At 61.1% G+C, this 23,561-nt stretch carries 20 protein-coding genes; 7 read left to right on the top strand and 13 right to left on the bottom strand.

Going from position 1 to position 23,561, the window contains the following annotated elements; genetic code table 11:
* Position 1 precedes the first annotated feature (1 nt).
* Both ACN4F8_RS00120 and ACN4F8_RS00115 read left to right on the top strand, forming a co-directional pair.
* Positions 2-847, top strand: coding sequence for an S-methyl-5'-thioinosine phosphorylase (locus ACN4F8_RS00120; protein ID WP_419471711.1), 846 nt, complete (start codon positions 2-4; stop codon positions 845-847).
* Between the two features lie 110 nt (positions 848-957).
* A complete protein-coding gene (locus ACN4F8_RS00115) occupies positions 958-1,410 on the top strand; it encodes a DUF302 domain-containing protein (protein ID WP_419471710.1) in 453 nt (150 codons plus the stop codon).
* A gap of 5 nt (positions 1,411-1,415) precedes the next feature.
* On the opposite strand, the gene ACN4F8_RS00110 is transcribed toward ACN4F8_RS00115, so the two are convergent.
* From ACN4F8_RS00110 to ACN4F8_RS00075, 8 genes are all read right to left on the bottom strand, one after another.
* On the bottom strand, positions 1,416-2,054 hold the full coding sequence (locus ACN4F8_RS00110; RefSeq protein ID WP_419471709.1) for a TIGR04282 family arsenosugar biosynthesis glycosyltransferase: 639 nt from the start codon (positions 2,052-2,054) through the stop codon (positions 1,416-1,418).
* Between the two features lie 8 nt (positions 2,055-2,062).
* The gene (locus tag ACN4F8_RS00105; protein ID WP_419471708.1) at positions 2,063-2,764 is read right to left on the bottom strand and encodes a TIGR04283 family arsenosugar biosynthesis glycosyltransferase; all 702 of its coding nucleotides are present in this window, start codon (positions 2,762-2,764) and stop codon (positions 2,063-2,065) included.
* A 56-nt stretch (positions 2,765-2,820) separates the two neighbouring features.
* Positions 2,821-4,971 carry an FAD-dependent oxidoreductase gene (locus tag ACN4F8_RS00100; protein WP_419471707.1) on the bottom strand — a complete coding sequence of 717 codons (2,151 nt, stop codon included), beginning with the start codon at positions 4,969-4,971 and terminating at the stop codon, positions 2,821-2,823.
* A 121-nt stretch (positions 4,972-5,092) separates the two neighbouring features.
* Positions 5,093-7,378 carry a selenide, water dikinase SelD gene (selD, locus tag ACN4F8_RS00095; RefSeq protein WP_419471706.1) on the bottom strand — a complete coding sequence of 762 codons (2,286 nt, stop codon included), beginning with the start codon at positions 7,376-7,378 and terminating at the stop codon, positions 5,093-5,095.
* Positions 7,379-7,641: 263 nt separating this feature from the next.
* Entirely contained in the window at positions 7,642-8,328 is a 687-nt protein-coding gene (locus ACN4F8_RS00090) for a glutathione S-transferase family protein (RefSeq protein WP_419471705.1), read from the bottom strand.
* A 54-nt stretch (positions 8,329-8,382) separates the two neighbouring features.
* Positions 8,383-9,261 carry a glutathione-dependent disulfide-bond oxidoreductase gene (yghU, locus tag ACN4F8_RS00085; protein WP_419471704.1) on the bottom strand — a complete coding sequence of 293 codons (879 nt, stop codon included), beginning with the start codon at positions 9,259-9,261 and terminating at the stop codon, positions 8,383-8,385.
* A gap of 354 nt (positions 9,262-9,615) precedes the next feature.
* Entirely contained in the window at positions 9,616-10,221 is a 606-nt protein-coding gene (locus ACN4F8_RS00080; RefSeq protein WP_419471703.1) for a TetR/AcrR family transcriptional regulator, read from the bottom strand.
* A gap of 26 nt (positions 10,222-10,247) precedes the next feature.
* Positions 10,248-11,342, bottom strand: coding sequence for an alkene reductase (locus ACN4F8_RS00075; protein ID WP_419471702.1), 1,095 nt, complete (start codon positions 11,340-11,342; stop codon positions 10,248-10,250).
* Between the two features lie 137 nt (positions 11,343-11,479).
* Here ACN4F8_RS00075 and ACN4F8_RS00070 point away from each other — a divergent pair, with 137 nt between their 5' ends.
* From ACN4F8_RS00070 to ACN4F8_RS00060, 3 genes are all read left to right on the top strand, one after another.
* The gene (locus ACN4F8_RS00070) at positions 11,480-12,388 is read left to right on the top strand and encodes an EamA family transporter (RefSeq protein WP_419471701.1); all 909 of its coding nucleotides are present in this window, start codon (positions 11,480-11,482) and stop codon (positions 12,386-12,388) included.
* 797 nt (positions 12,389-13,185) lie between these two features.
* Entirely contained in the window at positions 13,186-15,255 is a 2,070-nt protein-coding gene (locus tag ACN4F8_RS00065) for an ATP-dependent nuclease (RefSeq protein ID WP_419471700.1), read from the top strand.
* On the top strand, positions 15,248-16,981 hold the full coding sequence (locus ACN4F8_RS00060; protein ID WP_419471699.1) for a UvrD-helicase domain-containing protein: 1,734 nt from the start codon (positions 15,248-15,250) through the stop codon (positions 16,979-16,981). The genes ACN4F8_RS00065 and ACN4F8_RS00060 overlap by 8 nt, the downstream gene beginning before the upstream one ends.
* 44 nt (positions 16,982-17,025) lie before the next feature.
* On the opposite strand, the gene ACN4F8_RS00055 is transcribed toward ACN4F8_RS00060, so the two are convergent.
* Positions 17,026-18,087, bottom strand: a complete 1,062-nt coding sequence (locus ACN4F8_RS00055) for a site-specific integrase (RefSeq protein WP_419471698.1) — start codon at positions 18,085-18,087, stop codon at positions 17,026-17,028.
* Between the two features lie 156 nt (positions 18,088-18,243).
* On the opposite strand from ACN4F8_RS00055, the gene ACN4F8_RS00050 reads away from it, so the two are divergent.
* Positions 18,244-19,203 carry a DNA-binding protein gene (locus tag ACN4F8_RS00050; protein WP_419471697.1) on the top strand — a complete coding sequence of 320 codons (960 nt, stop codon included), beginning with the start codon at positions 18,244-18,246 and terminating at the stop codon, positions 19,201-19,203.
* 97 nt (positions 19,204-19,300) lie between these two features.
* Entirely contained in the window at positions 19,301-19,777 is a 477-nt protein-coding gene (locus ACN4F8_RS00045; protein WP_419471696.1) for a hypothetical protein, read from the top strand.
* A 180-nt stretch (positions 19,778-19,957) separates the two neighbouring features.
* On the opposite strand, the gene ACN4F8_RS00040 is transcribed toward ACN4F8_RS00045, so the two are convergent.
* From ACN4F8_RS00040 to ACN4F8_RS00025, 4 genes are all read right to left on the bottom strand, one after another.
* Positions 19,958-20,866 carry an S-4TM family putative pore-forming effector gene (locus ACN4F8_RS00040; RefSeq protein WP_419471695.1) on the bottom strand — a complete coding sequence of 303 codons (909 nt, stop codon included), beginning with the start codon at positions 20,864-20,866 and terminating at the stop codon, positions 19,958-19,960.
* A 46-nt stretch (positions 20,867-20,912) separates the two neighbouring features.
* Entirely contained in the window at positions 20,913-21,797 is an 885-nt protein-coding gene (locus ACN4F8_RS00035) for a nucleotidyltransferase (RefSeq protein WP_419471694.1), read from the bottom strand.
* Positions 21,798-22,147: 350 nt separating this feature from the next.
* On the bottom strand, positions 22,148-22,642 hold the full coding sequence (locus tag ACN4F8_RS00030; protein WP_419471693.1) for a hypothetical protein: 495 nt from the start codon (positions 22,640-22,642) through the stop codon (positions 22,148-22,150).
* The coding region (locus ACN4F8_RS00025; protein ID WP_419471692.1) for a nucleotidyltransferase at positions 22,639-23,561 on the bottom strand (923 nt) is incomplete at its 5' end. The genes ACN4F8_RS00025 and ACN4F8_RS00030, both read right to left, overlap by 4 nt.

Below are 23,561 nucleotides of genomic sequence, written 5' to 3'. Positions count from 1 at the left end.
CATGCTCGCCATCATCGGAGGCACCGGCCTCTACGAACTCGACGGCCTCGACATCCATGAACGCCTGGACGGCGACACGCCGTTCGGCACGCCATCGGGCGAGGTGTTGCGCGGCACCATGCACGGCCAGGCGGTGTTGTTTCTGGCGCGCCACGGGGCCGGTCACCGGCTGTTGCCGCACGAAGTGAACTACCGCGCCAACGTGTATGCGCTCAAGCGTGCCGGCGCCACCATGATGCTGGGGTTCTCGGCCGTGGGCAGCCTGGCCATGGAAGTCGCGCCTGGCGACCTGGCGATGCCCGAGCAATACATCGACTGGACGCGTGGTGCGCGCGAGCGAACCTTCTTCGGTGGCGGTGTCGCTGCGCATGTCTCCACCGCCAAGCCGGTGAGCAGCGCGCTGGTGGATGCGGTCATGGCCGCTGCCGACAAGTCTGGCCTCTCAGTGCACCGCGGACTGACCTACGCCTGCGTGGACGGCCCCCGCCTGGGCACCCAGGCCGAGAGCCACTTGCTGCGGCAGATGGGTTGCCACCTGGTCGGCATGACCAACGCGCCCGAGGTGTTTCTGGCGCGCGAGGCCCAGATGGCCTATGCCACCGTTGGCCTGGTGACCGACTACGACTGCTGGCTCGACGATCCCACGCAACACGTCAGTGTGTCGGCCGTGTTCGAGCTCTACGGCCAAAGCTTGGCCAAGGCACGTCGCCTGCTGGACGCGCTGTTGTCGCAAACGCTCCCGGTGCCAGAAACCTCGATCCGGACAGCGCTCACCGGTGCGCTGCTCACGCCCGACGATGCGATGTCCGAACTTCAGAAGACCTGGGTTTCCCAACTCCGGTCTTGATCCCGTCTTGAAGTCTTTTGAGTAACACCGAAGAACTTGTCAGTACCCGAGTGCGTCGCACAAGCCTCGAAGCTGCCAACCTGCGCTTCCCCAACACCAAGGAGACCCCTATGCGAATTTTTCACGCCATCGCTGCACTCGTTCTGACATCCACCCTCGGCCTGGTCAATGCCGCCGATGGTCTGATCGCGGTCAAGAGTCCCCACGGCGCGAAGGCGACCATGGACCGACTGGAGGCGCTCGTGAAACAACGGGGCCTGAACGTGTTCGCGCGCATCGACCATGCCGCTGGCGCGACCAAGGTCGGCAAGACCCTTCGACCCACCGAAGTGCTCATCTTCGGCAATCCGCAGGGCGGAACACCTTTCATGGAGTGCGCGCAATCGGTTGGCATCGACCTGCCGCTCAAGGCGTTGGTGTGGGAAGACGCATCAGCCCAAGTCTGGGTGGGTTACAACGACCCAGCCTTTCTCGCCCAGCGCCATGGTGTTGCGCAGTGCCCCGTGGTCGAGAACCTGCGCAAGGCGCTCGAAGGTATCGCCGCTGCGGCGACTGCCAACTGATCACATCACTTCGGCTGCTCATTGCCAGCCGGCAGCCAAGCCTCGGGCAGCAAACGAAGATCATCGGGCTCATCGATGTCGTGCAGCGTTGACAAGGTGGTCGCGCTCCAGCCCAACTGGCCCATCCGAGACCGCGTGACCTGCGCCACGCTGGAGGTGCTCCAGGCGATGTCTCGAAATAGGCTGGCATCAAAGCGGTTCAGTGCCAGCAAGACATAGCCACCGTCAAAGGCTGGCACGAGCGCGGCATCGCTGGTGAGCAAGTTCGCTGCCGCCATTCGAATTCGCTCGGCGGTGAGATCCGGGCAATCGGTTCCCATCAACAGCACCGCGTGGCCCGCGTCCAACGCACGTTGAGCAGCCCGCGCCATTCGCTCTCCCAAGTCACCATGGCCTTGATCGCTGATGCGCAGCGCTGCGTGCTGCGGCAACAGCTCCGACCACATGAGATCTTCAGGCGCAGGCGTCACACACACCTCCACAGTGCCCACCTCGCTGGCCAGCGCCTGTGCTACCGCATGTTTCAACATCAAGGCAGCCAGGCGGGCAGCGCCCGTTGCTCCCAGCGCCGGGATCAGCCTTGTCTTGGCAAGGCCTGCGACGGGTGCTTTGGCGAAGACGATGATGTGGACAGAGTGGTTCATGTGGTGTCCTATTTGTACAGCTGCGCCAACTGATCCGCAGGTGCTCCTCGCCAGTACGCCCAGCGCAGCCGCCACATCAGAAGGATGGTTCGCCAGATGCCACGGCTCTCCCATCGGCGTCCCGACGTCAACACGGTGTTTCCGATGCAAGCAGGGCGCGATCGTTCGAGTAGGCGCCTGGACAACTCGATGTCTTCCATCAAGGGCTGGTCGGGGAATCCACCCGCTGCATTGAAGGCCTCGCGGGTGACAAACATCGCCTGGTCACCAGTGGCGATGCCCGTCCAGCGCGAGCGAAGGTTCATCAGCTGGGCCACCACGCGTAGCATGGGATGAGGTCCGTCGATGACCACATCGAAACGGCCCCAGACGGCACCGGAGCTTTGCATCGCTCGGCGGATGGTGATGATCGCCCCCTCGGGCAGAACGGTGTCTGCGTGCAGGAACAGGAGCACGTTGCCCGTCGCATGAGCGGCGCCGTGGTTCATCTGCCGGGCGCGACCTTTTGGCGAAGTCAGAACCTGCAAGCCCGTTCGAGCGGCCAATTCAGCGCAGCCGTCATCGCTTCCACCGTCCACGATCAGTACCTCGCATCCCTGGCTCTTCAGCACGGACAGCCGATTCAGCAGGCGGGGCAGCCCCGTTGCTTCGTTGAGCATGGGGACGATGATGGACAGACGCGTGGGGGTGTGAGGCACGAAGGTTTTCATAAAACACCAGGTCGGCCGACCGCAGTGCTGGGCGCCAGGGCCATGGCGGTCATTGTTCAGCCTCGGCGCCAGGCGTGATAGCGGCCCAACCAGGCCAGGACGCGCTGAGGAGCGTGAGCGCGTTTCCATTCACCGGCGACGTATTTGTTCGCCTCGGCCATTGTGGGATAGGTGTGGATGGTGCCCAGGATCTTGTTCAGTCCCAGCCCGTGCTTCATGGCCAGCACGAACTCGGCCAGCAGGTCGCCTGCATGTTCGCCCACGATGGTCACGCCCAGGATACGGTCTTTGCCCGGCAAGGTCAGCACCTTGACGAATCCGTGTGCCGAACCGTCGGCAATGGCGCGGTCCAGGTCGTCAATGCCGTATTTCGTGACTTCGTAAGGGATGTTCTTTTCCCTGGCGTCCTGTTCGTTCAGCCCCACCCGGGCGACCTCGGGCTCGATGAAGGTGGCCCAGGGGATGACCGAGTAGTCGACCTTGAATTTCCTGAAGCTGCCAAACAGAGCATTGACAGCGGCGTACCAGGCCTGATGACCCGCCGTGTGGGTGAACTGGAATGGCCCGGCGACGTCACCCGCGGCAAAGATGTTGGGATAGAGCGTTTCGAGGTACTCGTTGACCACCACCGTGCGCTCGGTGGGTATGCCCAGATCTTCCAGTCCGTAGCCCTGTAGCCGTGCCGATCGGCCGACTGCGCACAGCAAAGTGTCGAACCCGATGCGCTTCTCCTGACCCTGGTGTTCCACCACGATGAACTTGTGGTCTCCATCCCGCTCGCAGCGCAGAGCCTTGTGACCGGTCAGTACCGCCACACCGTCGCGTTGCAGCGAATCGCGGGCGAGGTCGGACACCTCCTGGTCCTCCCGGATCATGATCCGGGGCGCCATTTCGATTTGCGTGACCTGTGAGCCCAGGCGTGCAAAACTTTGCGCCAGCTCGCAGCCGATCGGACCACCTCCCAGCACCACCAGACGCGCGGGTGGTGCATCCAGTTTTGCGAACTCGTCCCACAGGGTGTCGCTGGTGACATAGCCCACGTCGTCCAGCCCAGGCAGCGGCGGCACGAAGGGACGAGCACCCGCGGCGATGACGATGCTGCGGGTGGTCAGGCGTTGGATGCCACCGTCGTTGAGGGTGACTTCGACCGTCCAGGGGTCCACGATTTTGGCGCGACCCTGCAGGACCTCGACACCCAGCCCGGTGTAGCGTTCCACGCTGTCGTGCGGAGCGATCTCGCTGATGACCCGGTGCACCCGCGCCATCACCTGCCGGAAACTGAAGGCCGGTGTGGCAGCCTCCAGGCCATAGTGATCGGCGTGGCGCATTTGGTGGGCGAGCTTGGCCGACTTGATCAATGCCTTGCTGGGCACGCAGCCGTAGTTCAGGCAGTCGCCACCCATCTTGTGTGCTTCGACCAGCGTGACCTTGGCCTTGACGGTGGCCGCGATGTAGGAAGTGACCAGGCCCGCAGCGCCGCCACCGATGACCACCAGATTGCGGTCAAAGGTTTTGGGTCGCTGCCACTTGGCGTACACGCGCTGGCGTTGCAGGAAACCGAGAGCGGCTTTGGCGATCATGGGAAAGACGCCGAGCAGGACAAAGGACAGCAGAACACCCGGCGACAAAATGCCCGAGAGACTAGAGAGCTGGGCCAGCTGGGTGCCGGCGTTGACGTAGACCAGGGTGCCCGCGAGCATGCCGAGCTGGCTGACCCAGTAGTAGGTGCCCGTGCGGATGGGCGTCAAGCCCATGAGCAGGTTGACCAGGAAAAACGGGAAGGCCGGGATCAGGCGCAGTGTGAACAGATACAACGCGCCGTCCTTGGCCATGCCGTCGTTGATGGCCTTGAGTCGGTCTCCAAAACGCGCTTGAACACTATCCCGCAGCAAGTAACGGGAGGCCAGAAAAGCCAGTGTTGCGCCCAGGCTGGAGGCGAACGAGACAATCAGCGTGCCGCCGGCCAATCCGAACAGGGCGCCAGCCGCGAGCGTCAGGATCACCGCACCGGGCAGTGACAGAGCTGTGGCCAGCACATACAGACCGAAGAAACCGAGCGCGGTGGCGATGGGAGAGGCTTGGCGGATGGCTTCGAAGTCTCCCATGCGGTCCTGCACTGCGGCGAGTGTCAGGTAGCGGTCCAGCCCAAGCCAGAAATAGGCGACCACCAGTATTACGACCGTGGCGAGGATCAGAGTTCTTTTCATGCGGCGAAGGCTTCGTGGGTTCAAGCTTTGGCAATCGTTGATTGCCCGAATGCTCTTCAGTCGCCGCCGGGCTCTCTTTCGTTACAGTTGGTTTCGGAGGGCGCGAATCGGTGCTGGCTCTTCATGCGCTGAGCACCACGGGTTCCAGCGAGTCGGACGCGCCGCTGACACGACCGATGGCTGCTGTGTGCAGGTAGCCTGCCGCCTGCAGGGAACGGATGCAGTCGGCTGCCCGGTCGGCCGGCACGCTGGCCAACAGGCCGCCCGCCGTCTGCGGATCGAACAACAACGGGTAGCGCGGGTCTTTCACGAAGTCTCCGGCGTTGCGCAGGGCACGGCGCAGCCGCACGTTGGCCGGTTGCAGCGAGCTGACGATGCCCGCTTCAATGCATTCCACCGCGCCATCCAGCAAGGGCAGGGCGCCCAGTTGCAGCTCTGCGTCCACGCCCGAGGGGCGTGTCATCTCCACCAAATGCCCCAGCAGGCCGAATCCGGTCAGATCGGTGCAGGCGGTGGCGCCATGTTCGCGCAGGATCTGCGCGCCGACCTGGTTGGACACCACCATGGATTTAAGCGCCGCATCGATCCAGCGGCCCTTCGCTGCGTGCCGCGCGTGGGCGGCGAACAGCGTGCCGGTCCCGATGGGCTTGGTGAGCAGCAACACGTCACCCGCTTGCATGCCGCCCTTGCGCATGACGCTGTCCATGTTCTCGTCGATCAGTCCGTTGATGGCGAAGCCCAGTGCGAGTTCCCGGCCCTCGCCGGTGTGCCCACCGACCAGGGCGCATCCCGCGGCGTTGAGCACCTCGACCGCGCCGGTCATCATCTGCAGCAGCAGGTCTTCCACCTTGGATTCCAGGCCGGGAGGCACGGTGGCAATGGCTGTGGCGGACTGCGGCTCGGCGCCCATCGCGAAGATGTCACCCAGGGCGTGATTGGCCGCGACCTTGCCGAACAGGTAGGGGTCGTCGATGAAGCTGCGGAAGAAGTCCACCGTGTGCACCATGGCCGTGCCCGGCGGCACGCGCACCACGGCGGCGTCGTCGGGCGAGTGAAGCCCGATCAGTACGTCGTCGCGCTCGATCGGCTGCAGGCTGCCGAGCGCGCGGGTCAGGATGCTGGCGCCCACCTTGGCGCCGCAACCACCGCAGCGCATGGCGATGGCCGAGATGGCCTGCCGGGATTCTTCGGCGCTCAGCGCCAGGCTGCTGGCCGGTGTGGCCGACGGGGCGGCACCGGGCGCCATGTCGGGCAGCTCGGTGAATTGGCGCATGAAGCGGCGATCGATCCAGTCCTTCCAGGTCCAGACCCACGCACCAGCAAACCCGATGGAACCGCGCGAGGCCACGGCGTAGCGATTTCCGGTGGAGATCAGCGCCAGCCATTTGCGCTGCGGGTTGAAAGCCACCGGCGGCTGACCGCGCAGGCTCAAACGCAGGTTCTTCACCAGCGGTGGGCCCATGCGCACGGCAAACACACCGGCCTTCTCCAGCGGGCGGTTGGTGAACGAGGCCACATCCCCTGCCGCGAATACCTTGGGGTCGTCCAGTGTCTGCAACCGGTCGTTGACCTTGACGAAGCCGTTCTCGTCCAATGCCAGACCGGTGCCTTGCAGCCATGTCGGCCCACCAGCTTGCGTGACCCACATCGTTTCGTCGGCATCGAAGGTTCGACCGTCCAGCGTGTGCAGGCAGCCGGGCGCGACCTGATGCACCTCCGCACGCGTGTGCACCGCCACATGGCGCTCCTTGAGCACGCGGGCAAAGCGCGCGCGCACCCCGGGGTTGTGCGTCGGCAGGATGGAGTCCCCCGCCGTGAGCAACACAAAGTGCAGCCAATCGGGATTGCGTCCCAGTTTTTGCAGCTCGCTGCGCAGCCGGTACTGCATCGACAGCACCAGTTCAACCCCGCCCGCACCGCCGCCGACCACCGCGATCGTGAATCGATCGCGCAGCAGGCGCACGCGTTCCAGGAGATTCAGCCAGCGAAGGTTGAACTGGGCGATGGGCTTCACGGGCACTGCGTGTGCTTGCGCGCCTTTCACCTGGCGCACATTGGGTGTGGAGCCGGTGTTGATGGACAGCAGGTCGTACGGCACCGAGGGCCGATCCTTTAGGAGCACACGCTGGTTGGTCCGGTCCAGGCCTGTCACCTCACCATGGATGAAGCGCGCGCCGGCAAACGAGGCCAGACGGCCCAGGTCGATGTGCACCTCGTCAAAGCTGTAGTGGCCCGAGATGTAGCCAGGCAGCATGCCGGAGTAAGGCGTGTCGATGTCGGTGCAGATGAGGGTGATCCGCAGGCCAGGCTCGGGTTGCATGGCGAGCATGCGCAGCGCAACAACGTGGCTGTGACCCCCTCCGACGAGAACAAGGTCGCGCAGGATCGGTTGTTCGGAAACTTGCATGGAGGAAAGTTGAGGTGGTTGCAGCCCATCACAGGATTGCCTGGCTGCAGGTCATCGTGCCATTTGTTCGAATCCCGGATGCCAAACAGTGTCGACCGGTTGTCGTTCGTTGATCCAGGTGAGTCGGTGAACGTCGAAGCCCTCTTCGGGCGTTATGGGCCGTCATTTGAGCGGGATCGCGTCAGCCCGGTGCCACTTGCCGGACCAGGCGGCTGCGGTCAGGCGAGCGCCGCCCGTTGGTGCACCGACGCCGCCGCCTGCGCTCAGGCGGTCAAACGAGCGTTTTGCGGGAACATCACTGCCCTTGCCTCTTCGTCCATCTCGGCCTTGAAGGCGTGCTTGGCCTTGAGCGCTTCGGCACGTTGAGCTGCCGGACGGGTGTTGATCTCATCGAGCAGGCGCTTGACGTTGGGCAACTGCTCCCAGGCGGCGGCCCCGAGCACAAACGGCACGGCTCGCGCCCAGCCCCAGACAGCCATGTCGACCAGGGTGTAGGTCTCGCCGAGCATGTAGCGATGCTGGGCCAGTTGCTGGTCGATGATCTTCCAGTGCCGCCAGGCTTCGAAGTCATAGCGATTGACCGCATAGGCCTTGGGCTCCGGGGCAAAGTGCTTGAAGTGAACCGCCTGCCCGGAATACGGGCCGATCCCGGTGGCGATGAACATCAGCCAAGACAGCATCTGCGCACGGGCCTCAGGCGTGTCCGGCGGCAGGAACTGACCAGTCTTCTCTGCCAGATAAAGCAGGATGGCATTGCTGTCGAACACCACCGCGTCGCCGTCGACCAGGGCGGGCGTTTTCGCGTTGGGATTGATCGCCGTGAACGCGGCCTCGTGCTGCTCGCCCTTGCGCGTATCCACCGGCACCAGTTCGTAAGGCAGTCCGGTTTCTTCGAGCAACAGCGCGACCTTGGCCGGGTTGGGAGAGGGGTGGGAGTAGAACTTGATCATGAAGGTCTCCGTGGTGACGAGGGGGGGCAGCGCGGTGTCGGGCCGCTGGATGGCTCAGCCGGCTGCTGGTGACAGCTTGTCTTGGGTACGTGTGTCGAAGTCCTGGGCGTCATGCCGCTCGTGCAGCTGCTCTTCTACTGGACCCCAGTTGCGGTTGACCATGCGCCCGCGGCGAACCGCCGGTCGCGAAGCGATGTCCTGGGCCCAGCGTTGGACGTTTGCATAGGTCTGAACCTGCAGGAATTCAGCCGCGTTGTAGAGATGACCCAGCACAAGAGCACCGTACCAGGGCCAGACCGCGATGTCAGCGATGCTGTAGTCGTCACCGCCCAAATAGCGACATTGCGCCAGGCGGCGGTCAAGGACGTCGAGCTGGCGCTTGGTTTCCATGGTGAAGCGGTCGATCGGGTACTCAAACTTGGCCGGCGCATAGGCGTAGAAATGGCCAAAGCCGCCGCCGAGGTAAGGGGCACTGCCCATCTGCCAGAAAAGCCACGACAGCGCTTCGGTGCGTGCGGCCGGATCTTTGGGCAGCAGCGCATTGAATTTGGTCGCCAGGTACAGCAGGATATTCCCCGACTCGAACACACGCTGCGGCACATCCGCGCTGCGGTCGAGCAGCGCCGGGATTTTCGAGTTGGGGTTGACGGCCACAAAGCCCGAGCCGAATTGGTCGCCTTCGGAGATGCGGATCAGCCAGGCGTCGTATTCAGCGCCGCGGTGGCCCATGGCCAACAACTCTTCGAGCATCACGGTCACCTTCACGCCGTTGGGCGTGGCCAGCGAGTACAGCTGCAGCGGGTGTTGGCCGACTGGAAGTTCCTGATCGTGGGTGGCGCCGGCAGTCGGACGGTTGATGCTGGCGAACTGGCCGCCGTTGGGCGCGTTCCAGGTCCAGACAGCGGGTGGTACGTAGTCAGTTGGGGTGGTCATGAACGGGGTTGCTCAGGTGTCTGGGAAGAAGGACACGAAGCGGTGTACAGGTGGACAGTTCATGTTACGGGAAAGCGGTATCAAGCCGTGCGCTGCACCAGAATTGCCCGGAGCACCGTCTACCTGTAGGCGTATAGAAGCGCCTGACGTCTCCCCCGAACTCCGGACTTCTCAAAACTAAAGTTAAGGTTGCTTCCAAATAGCCTCGACCGATGTCCGACAGGCTAGCGGGTCAACATCATCCAGCGGAATTAGCGGCCAGATAGCGGGGGAGAGGGGAGCTGCGAAAAAGATGGATGTGAATTTTCTACCCTTTGGCGGTCACCTGCTGCGCGCGGAACGGGTTGATTGCAGTCAGGTCAGCCCGGCCTGGTTCGCCACCCAATGCCGCGTCTGCGCCAGCGCTCGGTCGAGCGGCCCGGAGCTGCGCTGCACGCGGGACAGCAAGGTGGCGCCCAGCCACTGCTGGTAGAGCTGTTCCGCCACCTCGGCCGGGTCGGGGCAGCGGGTCAGCTCGCCGTCTGAGATGCCTTGCCTCAGGCAGCCTTCCAGCCGGGCCAGCACTTGGGTCGTGCCGTGTTCCAGCGTCGCGCGCATCGACTCCGACAAGTCGCAGACCTCGGCGCTCAGCTTGACCACCAGGCAGCGCTCGGTCAGGTCATCACCCGATTGCAGCGCATGCCACCGGCCGAAGAAAGCGAGCAGCCGCGCCGCAGCGTTTTGCCCTGGCGCCGCCAGCAGGGCATCCGTCTGCTCCAAGTACCCCTCGAAGTGCCGCTCGAGCAAGGCCTCGCCGAATTGGTCCTTGGAGCGGAACCAGTGATAGAACGAGCCTTTGGGCACCCCCGCCGCAGCCAAGATCTCGCTCAGGCCCACCGCGGCGAAACCCTTGCTGACGATGATCGCCCGCGCGGTGTCCAGTATCTGCTGGCGCGTATCGACGACCGGATTTGCGTTCATGGCCGCAGGAGTATGCGAGCGGTGCGTCAGGCGACGGCCGTTTCGAGTGCTGGGTAGTCGTCGTAGCCTTCGGGGCCGCCAGCGTAGAACGATTCGGGTCGCGGCGTGTTGTACGGGCCGTCACGACGCAGCCGCTCGGGCAGGTCCGGGTTGGCGATGAAAAGCTTGCCGAAGGCAATGAAGTCGGCCTGCTCCTGAGCGATCGCCACCGTTGCCCGGGCGCGGTCGTAGTCGCCATTGGCCATGTAGGCGCCGTTGAAGATCTGCCGCAGCTTCTGGAAGTCGAAGCCGCTGCTGACATCTTCCACCACGTGAAGGTAGGCCAATCCATAGGCGTTGAGCTGTTCGGTGACGGCTTCGAACGTCGCTTGCGGCGTTGAGTCGGCGATGTCATTGAACGCGTTCACCGGCGACAGACGGACGCCGACGCGACCCGCTTCCCACACTGTCAGCACCGCCTCCGTGACCTCGCGCAGCAGGCGGGCTCGGTTGGCCACCGAGCCGCCGTAGCCGTCCGTGCGATGGTTCGTGCCGTCACGCAGGAACTGGTCGATCAGGTAGCCGTTGGCGGCATGGATCTCGACCCCGTCGAAACCAGCCTCTTTGGCCTGGACGGCGGCACGGCGGAAGTCTTCAATCAGCGCCGGGATCTCTTCGGTCTCGAGGGCGCGCGGCGTCTCGAAGGGCTTCATGCCCTGTTCGGTGTAGATCTCGCCGGCCGGACGGATCGCCGAGGGCGCCACTGGCAGGCCGCCGTCGGCCTGTGTCAGCGGGTGGGAGACGCGCCCGACGTGCCACAGCTGCAGGAAGATCTTGCCTCCGTGGGCATGCACGGCCTGCGTCACGCCCTGCCAGCCAGCCACTTGTTCAGGGCTGTGGATGCCCGGTGTCTTGGGATACCCCTGGCCTTGCGGAGTGATCTGCGTGGCCTCGGAAATGATCAGACCGGCACTGGCGCGCTGCGCGTAGTAGCGCGCATTCAAGGCGTGGGGAACATTACCGGCAGCAGCGCGGCTGCGCGTCAGCGGCGCCATCACTATGCGGTTGCTCAACGAGACGCTACCGAGGACGGAGGGAGAGAACAGGGCGCTGGGGGCCGGGGTCGAAGTGGTTTGGTTCATGAGCAGAGGCAGTTAGAGGAAAAACCAAAATTATATTAGACCAGTCGTCTAGCGGGCGGTCGCTTGGCCGGGCTCAATGCACGAAACCCGGGCAGGCGGCTTTCAAGAAGTCGCTGGACTAGACTCATCGGCTGTTTATGGCGCGTCAAATACCTACCGATTTCAACCACCCCCCGTTCAAGCTGGCAGACGTCGGCGCGGTCTTGGGCGTCATTCTGATTTGGGGCCTCAATTTCGTGACCATGAAATACGCTCTGCGGGACTTCGCGCCCTTTCAGCTTGGCGCAGCGCGCTATGTGTTTGCCTTTCTGCCGTTGGTATTTTTCATTCCCCGGCCACGTCTGCCTGCGGGCTGGATCGTGGCAGGAGGGCTGGCGCAACTGGGCCAGTTCGCTTTTCTTTTTCTGGCGCTGCGCGATGGGATGACGGCCGCCATGGCGTCGGTCATCCTGCAGACGCAGCTGTTTTTCACCACCTTGCTGGGCGTTGCCTTGCTGGGCGAAAGTCTTGCCAAGAAGGGGGTTTATGCGTTGTTGCTGGCAGCCGTTGGCCTGGTTTGTTTTGCTGTCAGTGCGGTGCAGGGAGGCGGCGCCATCACGCTGACCGGGCTTCTCCTCAATCTGGCGGCAGCTGGCATGTGGGCGTTCGCCAACATCGTGGCCCGCCGGGCGCAACGTGCACACCCTGACTTTGACGCTCTGCAGTATGTGGTCTGGATTTCGCTCGTTCCCATCGTTCCGTTCATCGCCCTTGCGTGGGCGCTGGACCCAGCTGAGGTGCGTTGGAACTGGCTCGGTGCGAGAGATTCCTCGTGGGCCAGCGTGGTGTTCTTGGGCCTGGTCGCCACAGTTGCGGCCTACGCCATGTGGACGCAACTGCTCAAACGGCATGCGGCCAGCAGGGTAGCGCCCTTCAGCCTGGGAGTGCCTGTTGTGGGCCTTGTAGCCGCCATCGTGTTGCTGGGCGAGACGGTCACTGCGCTGCAGTGGCTGGGCAGCGGCCTGGTGGTGGCCGCGTTGGTGATGTTCATGGGCTGGCGGAGGTGACCCTTATCTGAAGTCTCTCAGGGATTCGAAATGGTTGCATGAACCGCAAACTGCCGGTTTAAGTGTAAGTATGGAAACGAGGTACTTCAGACGCCTTCCACCCGAGAGACTGTCGCTCACAAAATCCATCCTTCACACCTAGTTGACTGCGGGTGACAGTTGCAGGGGAACGCGCTCGCTGATGGGCCGCTTGCTCGTCTTGCGCCATCGAACTGCCAAGTGGCTTGCCGGTTGGGATGGCAGCGCGCTTACCGCAATTCGTCGAATCTCACGCAACACCTGCAAGAAAGATGCGGTCGGTGCAGAAGCCACAGGTTGACGTGCACTCTCACTAAGCCGTGATGTCGGTCGTCACTGGCCAGATTAGCGCCCCCGCAGCGAGCGGTAGCACGGTCGAACTGAAGCTGTGCTGCAGGACCCGTGTGTAGCGACCAGCGCGCGGAGTGCACACGCGGTAGGCATCTTGCATCGATTCCAAAGTAATCCCGCCTGTTTGCGGTGTCTGCAGCCGCCAGGAATCCCCCAGGAGAATGCATCCTCAAATTGATACAGAAGCCTTGTTTCATGTTGGACACCACCACCTGCTGTTGAACTGTCCATTCACCGTAAGCGCCTGCCCCTAGCGGCACAACTCAAGGAAGGCCAGCGATCGGCCCAGATTGATCGCTTTGGGCCGGGTAAAGTGACTTGGCCTGCTTGAAGCTTCGTTCAATCACCATAGCCCTTTAAGATGTGAGAATGTGTAAATTAAAGCGTGACAAGTGAGCTTCCAAGCGTCGCCAAAAAAAGGGGGGCACATGCGCATCCGTCAAGTCGAGATCAAGAACTTCCGTCTTCTGGCAGATGTTGAACTTGTCCTAGAAGATCAAACGACTGTCATCGTCGGGCGAAACAACAGTGGAAAAACCTCTCTTTCTGAGGTGATGCGAAGGCTCCTGTCAGAGGGCAGCGCAGGGTTCCACTTGGAGGACTTTTCCAGTGCCTGCTACGACCACTTTTGCGAAGCGCTGCAAGCGTTGAATCAGGGTGCCGAAGAAGATGCCGTGCGCGCGCTCATCCCGACTATTGAGCTGCGGCTGACGTGCGCCTACGACCCTGCCCAACCTCAGCTAGGCCCTCTGGGCCCTTTCGTGATCGACCTTGATCCAGCATGCACCGATGCATTGGTGGTGGTTCGCTATGAACTCAAGGACGGCCAACTGGCGAGCTTTCTCGAAGGCCAGCCTAAAGAGGCGCTGACCCCGGAAACGCGTATTGCATTCTTCCGTGCGTTGCGTGAGCGGATTCCTGCCGAATTCAACGTGAAGATTTGGGCGGAAGATCCCAATGATCCCGACAATCGCCGCCAGTTGCCACCAAGCGCACTGCGAGGCTTGGTCAAGACTGGGTTCATCAATGCGCAGCGGGGCCTCGATGATGTGACCTCGCGAGAATCCGACGTGCTGGCCAAGACCGTGGAGGGCCTTTTCGCGACAGCTTCATCGGCGTCGGCCGATGCGGCGGACAAGCTAATTGCCGATGCGCTGAAAACCGCGGTCCAGGACATCCAGGTCCAGATCGACGAGAACTTCGGCGGCCAACTCAAAAGCCTGATTCCTGCGCTTCAGACCTTCGGCTACCCGGGATTGGGAGGCCAGGAGCTCCATACCGAAACCCTGCTTGATGTTCGAAAGCTGCTTTCCAACTTCACGAAGGTCCGCTACGCGGGCTACAGCGGTATCACGTTGCCCGAGTCATACAACGGCCTCGGCGCACGCAACCTGATCTTTATCCTGCTTCAACTGGCCGGTTTCTACAAAGCGTTTCGCGCAGAGACGACCGAACCCGGCGTGCATCTGATTTTCATCGAGGAGCCCGAAGCGCACCTGCACCCACAAATGCAGGAGGTCTTCATTCGCCAGCTTGCCAAGATTGCGCAGCAACTGGTTGACGGTGCGCAGGACAAGAGGCCCTGGCCGGTTCAGTTCGTCGTATCCACGCATTCATCGCACATCGCCAATGCGGCTGGATTCGAAAGCATTCGGTACTTCCTGGGCGCTCCGGCGCCTGGAGCCCAGGAGGGAGTTCGGACAACAAGGGTCAAGGACTTGCGAAAGGGGCTTGAGGATATCCAACCAGAGGACAAGAAATTTCTTCATCAGTACATGACGCTGACGCGTTGTGACTTGTTCTTCGCTGACAAGGCGGTTTTGGTCGAGGGACTGAGCGAGCGTTTGTTGCTTCCTGTCATCGTCGCGAAGCTTGAAGCTGCTGAGCCCAATAGTCCGAGGCTGTCGAGCCAGTACGTGACGGTGATGGAGGTTGGTGGTGCATACGCGCATCTGTTCTTCGATCTGCTGAAGTTTCTCGAACTTCGCAGTCTGATCATCACAGACCTTGATGCCGTTGAAAAACCCGGCGGCAAGGCGTGTGCGGTTCATCTGGGCACATACTCCAGCAACGCCTGTTTGAAGGCGTGGTACTCCGAGGATGATCCTTTTACGTTGGCGGGCTTGCTTGCCAAAAAAGACGCCGGAAAGGTGCTCAACGGAAATCGCATCGCCTATCAACGCGCTGAGAAAGAGGGCGATCCCTGCGGGCGGACCTTCGAAGATGCGTTCATCCTCGCGAACCCGAAGCTGTTCGCCCTGACCGAGAAGACTCCTCATGGGCTTGAACTGGAGGCGCGGAGTAAGGCGGAAGAGTGGAAAAAATCGGAGTTCGCATTGAAGCATGCGATCGCTGAGACGGAGTGGCTCGCACCTGCGTACATTGTGGAAGGCGTCCGCTGGTTGGCTCGCGGTGATGTTGTCGCCCCTGACCCGGCACTGGCGTTGGCTGTTGAGGCAGCCGTAGCGCCCGTGGAAGAAGGTGGCGGCCATGCCTGAGATTGAGTCACCTGCGGAAACCGCCAGCCGGCGCGCGCTGGAAGCCATGTATGCCTGTCTTGAAGCGGGACAGAGCTTCCGCCTGGAGGCTGGTGCCGGTGCGGGCAAGACATACTCTCTAGTCAAGGCGTTGCGGTTCCTGATTGAGCGCAACAAAGATACCTTTCCAAAACGCAGTCAGCAGATTGCATGCATCACCTTCACGAACGTCGCCAAGGACGAGATTGCGGCACGGACCGACCGTAGCCCCATGGTTTTTTGCGAGACCAACCACGCGTTCTGTTGGTCCCTGATCAGTGGCTTTCAGAAGCCGCTCAGGGCGCTCATTGAAGCGATGCCTGACTGGAAGGAAAAATTCGAAGAGGTTGGCGGCAGCGTGGGCACGCGAGCCATCGAGTACAGCCTCGGGCACCGTTCTATTCGCGACCATCGCGTGTCTATCCACCATGACGATGTCCTGCCGCTGACGATTTCACTCATGGCGCACGAGAAGTTCCGTCGCATGACCGCGGCGCGCTTCCCGATCATTCTGGTCGACGAGTACCAGGACACAGATAGCGATTGGGTCGAGGCGATCAAGGCTCATTTTCTCGGACAACCCGGCTCACCGCTGTTTGGTTTCTTTGGCGATCATTGGCAGAAGATCTACGGCGGCGGGTGCGGCAAGCTGGAGCATGCAAACGTGATGGAGATTGGCAAAGAGGCCAACTTCCGTTCGGTCAAGGTTGTCGTCGACGCTCTCAATCGAATGCGGCCGCAACTGCAGCAGTTTGTTGAAGATCCGAATGCCGAAGGACAGGTCCGTGTTTTTCATACGAACTCTTGGCAGGGCCAACGGCAAAAGGGCGCCCACTGGGGCGGAGATCTGCCTTCACCCGACGCCCAGGCCACCCTTGAGCGCGTGAAGGTCGAGCTGGAACAGACCGGGTGGGATCTGTCACCCAGCCACACCAAGATTCTGATGCTGACTCATCGGCTGCTGGCGAGTCAGCAAGGCTATTCGAATCTCGCCGCGACGTTCCGATTCAACGATGCGTTTACCAAGAAGGAGCACGAACACATTGCCTTCTTTGTAGATCAATTGGAGCCGGCATGCGATGCTTTCATTGCCCGCAGGTACGGGGCGATGTTCGAGGCGCTTGGCGGCACCACACCACAGATGCGCAGCCATTCGGACAAGACGGTATGGCACGATGCCATGACGCAACTGGTGGCCCTTCGCCAAGTCGGGACCGTAGGGCAGGTTGTTGAGCACCTGCGTGCCCAGCGAAAGCCGAGACTTCCTGATGCGGTCGAAAAGCGCGAGCGGGAGCTGCGCGACTTCGACAAGTCTGCTGGCATCGAGATGCCGAGGGGTCTGGAAGAACTGGAGAAGCTGCGAGGAGTCGCCTATTCCGAGGTGAAGGCACTTCGCCGCTACCTCGATGGTCATTCGCCGTTTGAAACCAAGCATGGTGTCAAGGGAGCCGAGTTCGAGAACGTCCTGGTGGTGGTCGGGCGCGGCTGGAACCAATACAACTTCGGCGAAATGCTGGAGCTTGCCGGCGCCCAGGCTATTCCTGCCGCGAAGGAGGAAGCATTCGAGCGCAACCGCAACCTGTTTTACGTCGCCTGTTCCAGGCCTCAGAAGCGGCTTGCCATCCTGTTCACCCAACTGCTGTCACCCGCAGCCGTGGCAACCCTTCAGAAATGGTTTGGGGTGGATGCCGTTACTCTGGCACCGTAGCTGGTTATCAAGGAAACGCGAGAAAAACTGCTGTCCGTTGACGCCTATCCGCCCAGCCTAGAGGCTGGGCTGTTCGACAACTCACCGCGACGCTGGTATCCCAACACCACGGCAACGGACTGATGACCTGTCATGGCCATCGTGTCAGCAAGCGAAACGTTTTGCGTTGCGGCTTCCGTCACGAAGCCGGAGCGCAGCGAGTGCGCAGAAAACTCTCCCTCAATCCCCGCCAACAAACACCGGGCTTGCACGATGTCGCGCACGGAAGCTGCCGACAGCGGGCGACCCAAGTGGCCGCCCTTGAGCACGCGCCGGAAGAGGGCGCCCTCTCGGATTCCGCTCGCCGACAACCAGTCTTCAATTGCGGCACCAGCAGCACCGAGCACGGGCTTGTGGTTCTCGGGCCGGTCGACACCGCTCTGGTTCGTTTTTGAAAACGCCAGCTCGTAAGAAAACTCCCCCGGGGCCAGGCGCTTCAAAAACTTCATGTCGGCCGCAGCCACCTCGGAGCGCCGGCGACCGCCGCTGGCCCAGGCAAAGAGGAGGAGGGCACGATCACGTTTGTCCTTCAACGAATCGTCGCAAGTGGCCAGCACTAATTGCAGCGGATCCTTGGTCAGCGCGTCTTTCTTCTTCGGCAACTCACCTCGCTTGGCGTAGGCCTTGCGCGTGCGGGAGAGCAGCTCACGCACCTTGGGGTCTTGACAGGGATTTTTCACGTCACGCATCTGGTGCGCCTTGGAGAGCACTGCCAGGCGGTGCACCAGCGTGTTGTGCGCCATCGGTCCCGGTTTGCCTTTGTAGCCGGCCTCCACCAGCGCGGCGTCGATTTCGACCGGGAGCTCGTGCACCAAGCCCTTGGCCGTGGTGCGCTGCGCGTGGTCGACGATGAACTGCAGCACGCAGGCCGCTGGCAACGGCAGGCTGATCTGAGCTCCGTAACGGATGCCGTACCAGGCCGCCCAATATCGAAGTGCACTGCGGTAGCTCAGCTGCGTGTTTAGCGATTCACCCTCGCGCAGCAGATCGGCCACGGCTTGCGCGGTCACATCGCTGAGCTCATGCGGCTGCAGGGCAGGGGTTTTCTGGAGGATGGGCAGGCGCATGTTCAGGGCAGGGTGACGAATGGGGATTTAGTGCACATACTATGTATGATTTGATACGAATCAGGTCGATAAGTCTCGATAACACTCTCTTATCGTGGGTAATTTACAGCACGGAGCAGGGCGATGCAAACTAAAAGTACGAGAGCCTCCCGGGGCGTGCAAGTTGATGAGGTTTGGGCGGCGGCCGACGCCGTGCTCGCCCAAGGCGAGCGGCCCACGATCGAGCGCGTGCGCACGCACCTCGGTCGCGGATCGCCGAACACCGTGGCGCCGATGCTCGATGCCTGGTACGCCTCGTTGGGCAAGCGCCTGGACGCAGGAAATAGCGGAGATGGCGCCGGCGAGAAGGGCACTTTGCCGGCACCGGTACTTCGGGCGGCAAGGGCGCTGTGGGGGCGCGCACAGCAACATGCCCAAGAAAAGGCCGCCGAATCGGTACGCATAGACCGATCCATGTTGGAACAACAAGTTGAGGGACTGGCTGCCACACGCAATGAACTTGATCAAGAGCAGCAGAAGCTCGACGAGCGTTCCGAGGCGTTGGGCGCAGCCCTTCTGGCGAAAGACCAACAGATCGCAGACCTGGTGCGCCAACTCACCGCTCTACAAAAAAGCATGGTCAGCCGCGAAGCTGAAGTCGAACAGTTGCGAGTTCAAATTGCCACTACAACCAGCGCGCTGCATGCTGAACGGGGTCGCCTAGATGCACTAACCGAAGAACACAGGTTGGAGCGAGGGCGCCTGGAGCAGCGCGCCCACGACCAAGAAAAACGCCTGCTGGAAGAAATTGATCGCTCAAGGCAGGAAGCCAAGCGGCTGAAGCTCATGCAGGCAGGCGAGAGCCGACAGGCCAACCAGGAGTTGGCAGGCGCGCAAGAGCAGGTTCAATCGCTGCGCGTGGATGTGGCAGCTTTGCGCTCCGAGAATGCTGGCCTTGCCCGGGAAGTTCTCTTGGCCCGTGAAGACCTCCGCACGGCGCAATCTCAACAGGAGCAGTTCCGAAAAGACACCACGGCGTTGCTGGCGGAGCTCAAATCGCGTGTAACCAAGAACGTAGCAAGCGCTGAACCTGCGGCCGCGAGACGATCCAAGCTGAAGGCCGCCCCAAGTCGCTAGCCGAACAAATGCAGGTGCCGGTGCGCCAGGGATCAAAATGTGCATTTTTGGCCCGCCTTGCCCTTGGCTGCGCCGTCAATCCCCATCCCGGTGTTCCATGCTGCTGTTCCTCGATACGGAGTTCACTGACTTCATCGACATCGACCTGATTTCGATTGGGCTGGTGTCAGAAGATGGACTCCATGTGTTTTATGCTGAGCGCAACGACTACAGGATCGAATCCGCAAGCGATTTCGTCAGGGCCGCAGTCTTGCCGCAGCTTGGAAGCCTACCGAACGTAATCTGCTCGCGAGAAGGTCTGACGCTTCGACTTTACGATTGGTTTCGAACTCTCCCAGAACACGTGAAGATCGCATGTGACTCGGCTCATGACCGCGACTTGCTCTGGGATGCGTTCGAGGATGGACTGCCTTCAAATCTGGATCCACGACTGGTTGAACTGGCATGGCGCAGTGAGGACGCCCGATTCAACGCGGCGCTCGAGAGGTACTACCTGGATTCTGGGTTCTTGCGGCATCACGCTTTTCATGACGCATCGGCGCTTCGGGCAGGATGGTTAGCCGTGAAACGCTAGTCTTGCCAAAACAGGCTGCCGGGGCATTTTTGGACCGGTTGACGACGATGGTCCAACAATGGATCAAGGCCAGTAAAAGCCGCCGCACATAGATCTTCCAAATCTTCGGGACGCATTCTCTCTCTCTCTGCAATCTACCAGCAGCATTCCTGCAACCGGCGAATGGCAAGCACGAGATCCTCATGCAGTTATGCCGCGTTCGGCCTCATCGACAAAGTGCTCTGCACCAACGTTCATTTGCGCTTCGTGGCGATCACGGAGCAATTTGAAGACAAAGTCGAAAACGAGTGGGTTGCGCTTTCGGCCGTCAAATATCTCACCTTGCAGCGAACGAGCGTCATTCTCAAGGTTGGGTCCGGCAGGATTCATGATGGCGTGACGCCATACCCGTTCGGGATGCTCGCGCAGTCGATCAAGCCGGTCAGCTGCATCACGATTTTCGACCCATTGCTGATGCGCCAACTTCAAAGTAGGCAACATTGGTAGCAGAACGATGAGCAGAAAGTCGGAGACCTTCAACCCAGAGGCGACCCCCGCCCAGAACACAAGAATGGCAACACCCAACAGCAGTCCCGCCATCACCCCGGCATAGCGACGGCGTTGTTGGGCATCCCACCAGCAATTTGTCCGCTGGCAAACGATACGTGCCAGAGAGAGGGGGATTCTCTGTACGGCTCGCGGATACCAATCTGTAAGCGGAGGCATCTTGGACGCCCATGTCTGGTAGCGCTGGGCTTGCTCGTGAACGAACTCCACCGACTCAGGGTTGCCGACTTTTGTCGCATCCCACTGCAACTCCAGCACGTCGCAGTCAAAGCGCTCCTGAACACGTGCACCGGACTCGCGCATGCGGCGCTGTGCAGGGCCCAGGTACAACGTGTCGAGAAGAAGTATGGTGAAACCCCAAGCCGCCACGTACTCCTTCGCGTTTGGCTCAATGATGCCGAAAACAGCGACCAACGCAGCAATTGGCCCACCTAGGATCAGTTGCCACCCCAGCAGACACTTGGCGCGCGCGTAGATCTGCCGTTGCGCAGCCAACAACTGAAGCGCTCGATTTTCGTTTTGCAGCTTGATTATTTCGTTCATCTCAGGATTCATCGTTGATTCGCTACACAAAGCAAAGCTGTGGCGTTCAATAATTCCCGTTAAAGACCAAGTCCCACTGCCTATTCGCCTCGGAGAAATCACGTCGCTTTTCTGCAAGAGAAGCGGAGCGCGCATGCACAAGTGCGAAAGAGGCAGCACGATAAAGAGTGTCTCGCTGCGCATATGTGTCGTTTGGGCTTATCTCTCCAGCAATCACACACGGGTCCAGCAATGCTCGACATTCCGTGGCGACTAGGTACTCGAAGAAATCCTCCAAACACCCGCCATAGGTCTTTCCGACCGGCGCGCCCAGACCTCCGGTGCACAACAGCATGTCGATGTAGAAGCTGCGAATGGGAAGAGGCTGAGTCCTTGCATGCTTCCACCACTTCAATAGCTGAGACACTTTTCGGAGACGGTTACCGCTACGTTCCTGATGGATTTCGAAATGTCGATCATGGGTCTCCGGACTCGTGCGAAGCCACCCACCTTGACCATCAGGAATTTGGAAGACTGGCCGTGCACCCGTGAAGCCTAGAAACATCGCAGGCACTACATCAAGGCTCTGCCCCGAGCTGCCAAATACAAGAGAAGCTGCGAGCACATCGCGCCTCACATATGTAGACGGATACCGGTCGCCAAGATCAGTGACAAGTTTGTTCAAGATCGTGTCAGATGACACCAGACGCCCCCCCCAAATGAACTCCTCCCTTCGGAAAACAACCATGAAGTCCAGATCACTGAATCTGTGAATGGCAGTTTGACGCGCATGGCTGCCAATTTTTTTAGCACTGTGCAGTGCGAACGTCTTTCCAAGACGCGTTCGAACCGACATGGCATGTGAGCGCGCCGCAGCAAGTGCGCCATCATGTGGTTGGATACGACCGGCTAAGGCGACTAGGTTCATCTGAGGAGGAAGTTGAGTACGCATGGCCGCTCCCGTTCAGTCAAGCAGTGATCAGCGTTTGCGGCTTGATTGCGAGACGACGGATCCGGCCAAGGTCTGTGTGACCTTCGATGAACGCGAGTTGTCCAAGGCGCGAGAGGCAGCGCTCTCGATGCCAGCACCCGTTTGCGCAGGAGCACCCGCTTGGCGCAATGCGGAGCCGGCAAGTGACTTTTGAGTTGCCGAGGAAGTGGATGAACCCAGAGCTTTGCCCGCGACCGAAGCCACACGCGATGATGTTTGCTTGCTGTTGACTGCCATGATGGAATCCCGCGCCTCGATTCAAAATGCTTGCCAAACCTGAGGCTCAGTTTGGCAAGCAGGATGTCACGGCTTCACGCACCCGTGAGAGAAGATCGCATTCGAAATTTTCCGGGCCTCCAACGGCACGGGATCTGGACGGGGTGGGCACCACCAGCCAGCCACTCGCTGCTCTCGAGCCACTCCTCGTAGTACCAAAGCCATTCAGCGGTCCAGGCGATATAGCTGTTACTGAGCTTGTGGTGAGGATGCCATTCGCAGTTTTTCGGCCACCAAAGGCACAGAAGACTTCCTCGCCCGTCGTGGTCGTACAAATGAGGAGGGCGCCGCCCCCCTGCAACTTCGACCAGGTCAGGCCGCAGCACAAACATTCGGGGCGGCTTTTTACCCGGATACACCTGCAGCTCACAGTCGTAGAGGCGGCCAAAGAGTCCGGGCGACAGGCTGAAGTTGAAACGGAGCAGCCGGCCTGCGTGCATTGAAACTGTGCTTCCTGGCAGCTTGAGCTGGCGCAACTCCAGCGAACGCTGCGCCAATGTCGGCAACGGCGTTTCATGCTTCGGGCTCACTGTGGTGATCCGAAATTGGTGTTGGCATTGGCCGACATACTTGCCAGACCGCCGGTGGCCGTGCCCACCAGAACACGACGCCCAGCTTGCTGCGTCGCGGCGGTCGGGGCGGACGCATCGCGCACTGCCTGAGCTGCGCAAGAACCGAATGCGCTTTCGACCAAGCGTTTAATGTTGTCCTCTCCCACTCGCGCCTCAAGGCTGTCCAACAGTTCACCAATTTCCTGCCGGAAGCGAGCGTGCCAGGCCAGAAACGCCTGCTGCTTCTGTGGGCTGTCCATTGACGAAGCCAGGTCGTCACCAGGCGCCCAGGGATTGGGAAGCAACCAGCGCTCTAGTCCGTTACCCAGGATTTCGCGGCGAAAACCCCTGCCCATGGCATCAATGATGTCCAGTAAGAGATCGAGTTCCGTGTCGTGCGGTACCGGTGCCAACTGCGCGTAGCCTTGCGCCATCAGCGTCGTGATAAACAGGGACGATGGAGACAGATCTTCTTGTCCTGCCGGGGAGGCGCCGAAGCTAATGTTGCGATGCACCTTCATCAACTGCACGAAACTGCACAGCAGCCGCAGTGAGACCTCCTGCACGTCCGGCAAAGGCACAACTTCTGAGCGCAGCGCTGCGTCAGCGGTATGCGCTTCCCGGATGATGTTCGTGAGTACGGCTTTTACGCTGGCCGCCTCGTTGAAGCCGCGCACTACTCCCCGCGGATTCGTGGGCACGAACGTCATCAATTGCCGGTCAGGAATCCTGGAGTGCGTCTCACCGCCGACGGGAATCGAGACAATAGGGTCTTCGATCACTGGTGCCACATCCACCCGCACTCCGTCGCTGTAGACGAGGGTGACACACCGATCCCAGCGCTCTATCTTCAGGCCATGTGCCTTGGCGTAGCGGCTGAGCACCGTGTGAAGATCGT

Origin of the sequence: Hydrogenophaga sp. (assembly GCF_048549895.1) — a bacterium.
GTDB lineage: Bacteria > Pseudomonadota > Gammaproteobacteria > Burkholderiales > Burkholderiaceae_C > Hydrogenophaga.
This window is presented reverse-complemented; position numbering and strand designations above follow the sequence as displayed.

Coding starts and splice junctions, on each gene's coding strand:
- ACN4F8_RS00120 (WP_419471711.1), top strand. CDS start 2: ATGCTCGCCATCATCGGAGGCACCGGCCTCTACGAACTCGACGGCCTC.
- ACN4F8_RS00115 (WP_419471710.1), top strand. CDS start 958: ATGCGAATTTTTCACGCCATCGCTGCACTCGTTCTGACATCCACCCTC.
- ACN4F8_RS00110 (WP_419471709.1), bottom strand. CDS start 2,054: ATGAACCACTCTGTCCACATCATCGTCTTCGCCAAAGCACCCGTCGCA.
- ACN4F8_RS00105 (WP_419471708.1), bottom strand. CDS start 2,764: ATGAAAACCTTCGTGCCTCACACCCCCACGCGTCTGTCCATCATCGTC.
- ACN4F8_RS00100 (WP_419471707.1), bottom strand. CDS start 4,971: ATGAAAAGAACTCTGATCCTCGCCACGGTCGTAATACTGGTGGTCGCC.
- selD (WP_419471706.1), bottom strand. CDS start 7,378: ATGCAAGTTTCCGAACAACCGATCCTGCGCGACCTTGTTCTCGTCGGA.
- ACN4F8_RS00090 (WP_419471705.1), bottom strand. CDS start 8,328: ATGATCAAGTTCTACTCCCACCCCTCTCCCAACCCGGCCAAGGTCGCG.
- yghU (WP_419471704.1), bottom strand. CDS start 9,261: ATGACCACCCCAACTGACTACGTACCACCCGCTGTCTGGACCTGGAAC.
- ACN4F8_RS00080 (WP_419471703.1), bottom strand. CDS start 10,221: ATGAACGCAAATCCGGTCGTCGATACGCGCCAGCAGATACTGGACACC.
- ACN4F8_RS00075 (WP_419471702.1), bottom strand. CDS start 11,342: ATGAACCAAACCACTTCGACCCCGGCCCCCAGCGCCCTGTTCTCTCCC.
- ACN4F8_RS00070 (WP_419471701.1), top strand. CDS start 11,480: ATGGCGCGTCAAATACCTACCGATTTCAACCACCCCCCGTTCAAGCTG.
- ACN4F8_RS00065 (WP_419471700.1), top strand. CDS start 13,186: ATGCGCATCCGTCAAGTCGAGATCAAGAACTTCCGTCTTCTGGCAGAT.
- ACN4F8_RS00060 (WP_419471699.1), top strand. CDS start 15,248: ATGCCTGAGATTGAGTCACCTGCGGAAACCGCCAGCCGGCGCGCGCTG.
- ACN4F8_RS00055 (WP_419471698.1), bottom strand. CDS start 18,087: ATGCGCCTGCCCATCCTCCAGAAAACCCCTGCCCTGCAGCCGCATGAG.
- ACN4F8_RS00045 (WP_419471696.1), top strand. CDS start 19,301: ATGCTGCTGTTCCTCGATACGGAGTTCACTGACTTCATCGACATCGAC.
- ACN4F8_RS00040 (WP_419471695.1), bottom strand. CDS start 20,866: ATGAACGAAATAATCAAGCTGCAAAACGAAAATCGAGCGCTTCAGTTG.
- ACN4F8_RS00035 (WP_419471694.1), bottom strand. CDS start 21,797: ATGCGTACTCAACTTCCTCCTCAGATGAACCTAGTCGCCTTAGCCGGT.